Genomic DNA, 1,546 nt, shown 5'->3' with positions numbered 1-1,546 from the left:
ACCTACTTTCTGTCGATGGCAAGCAACACAGTCGGACTATGAGCCTTTTGATGGTTACAGAACACTGGTTTCTGGCACAAGCAATAGGGACTATACGCATGTCTTTGATATAAACGGTGATGGATATTCTGATGTTATTTATTATGGCCCAGCAGGGTATGCCAATGGCTACCCTTATTCGACTTGGGTTGCCAGGCTCGGTCCCGATTATGACGCTGTAGAATCTTTGCTCAGCACCAAAGGTGCCAATAAAAAACAGTATGCTCTAAATATTGATTATAACGGTGATGGTCATAGAGATCTGCTGGTTGCAGACTCTAGTACCTCCAATTGGACTGTGCTGAGTTTTGAAGAAGACAATCGATATGGGGATTTATGTGACAACAATGGCCCTTGTTCAGACTACATCAAAGTTACTAGTCCTAAGGCTACAGATTTAGGGGTCGTTGCAACTGGTCTTGAGGGTAACGCGCAAGTCATGGACATCGATGGTGATGGCTATGAAGATATCGTTTTTAGAACCGGGAGTCAGATAAAAGCGCATATAAATACGGGGTCTGGTTCATTCACCCCTAATGTATTGCTCTATTCATTTCTCAAGACTGTTACTGCTAGTACGATGAATGGCCACTACGAAAGTCAAACGGCTAATATGCAGTCATCGTCTGTCATCGATGTTAATGGCGATGGTCGCTCAGATTTGATTATGAAAGTCACCGAGTCTGATGCTGCTTGTTATGATGGATCTCGCATTGTGCCGATGATCAGAAGTAAGTGGGAATGTGAGAGAGATATTGGCGGTGTCTGGGTTGAGGCGACTAACACCTACCATAAGCTCTTCATTGCCTCTGGCACCAGTAGCTCTCCTTCTCTGACGTTTATCCTGTCACTTGGTTTAGGAATAGATACCTTAAGGGTGGCAGACATTAATGGTGATGGGTTATCTGATTTACTTTATGTACAAAGTAACAAGTGGTATTACCGGCTTTCCGATGGTGTGACCTTACTGGAACCAGTTTATACAGGGATGGCTACATCTGACACATTGAAATATCTCGACCAGTTTGTTGATTTAAACGGTGATGGCCGCACAGATGTCCTCCACGCAACAGTGTCGGGTAATTATTACAGTTATTTCTCCCGTGCAACCTCTAATGGTGAATGGATTGATTTTGAGCCTCGCGGTGAATTTGAGTTTCCGCTAAACGCCACAGTGCGTTTTGGTGATACGCGAGGAGACGGAAATTTAAATTTATTAGCTTCTTGGGGAGACTATTGGCGAGAATATTATCGACGCCCAGGCACCAAAGAATACTCGATTAATAAAATTGTCAACGGATTCGGTGTCGAGACCAAGATTAGCTATAAGCCTTTAAGTGATAACAGTGTGTATGTTGTTCAAGGCTCTGACGATAGTGTCAACAAGGACGGAATTTCTCCAGTTTTTGGCATGCAAGTTGTCAGTGAGGTAGCCTCTCAAAGCAACACTAATCAATGGGTCTCAGTCTCATATCAGTATGGAGGCATGCTGATACATAGGAAAGGT

1 protein-coding gene is annotated in these 1,546 nt (G+C 43.7%); it reads left to right on the top strand.

Annotation, left to right across the window (positions count from 1 at the left end; translation table 11 throughout):
• Positions 1 to 1,546: FG-GAP-like repeat-containing protein (locus IEY42_RS22050; protein WP_188927309.1), on the top strand; the 1,546-nt coding region annotated here is incomplete at both ends.

Origin of the sequence: Shewanella algicola, from assembly GCF_014648035.1 — a bacterium.
Lineage (GTDB): Bacteria > Pseudomonadota > Gammaproteobacteria > Enterobacterales > Shewanellaceae > Shewanella > Shewanella algicola.
Note: the sequence above shows the minus strand (reverse complement) of the source record. Positions and strands in the feature narration are given on the sequence as shown.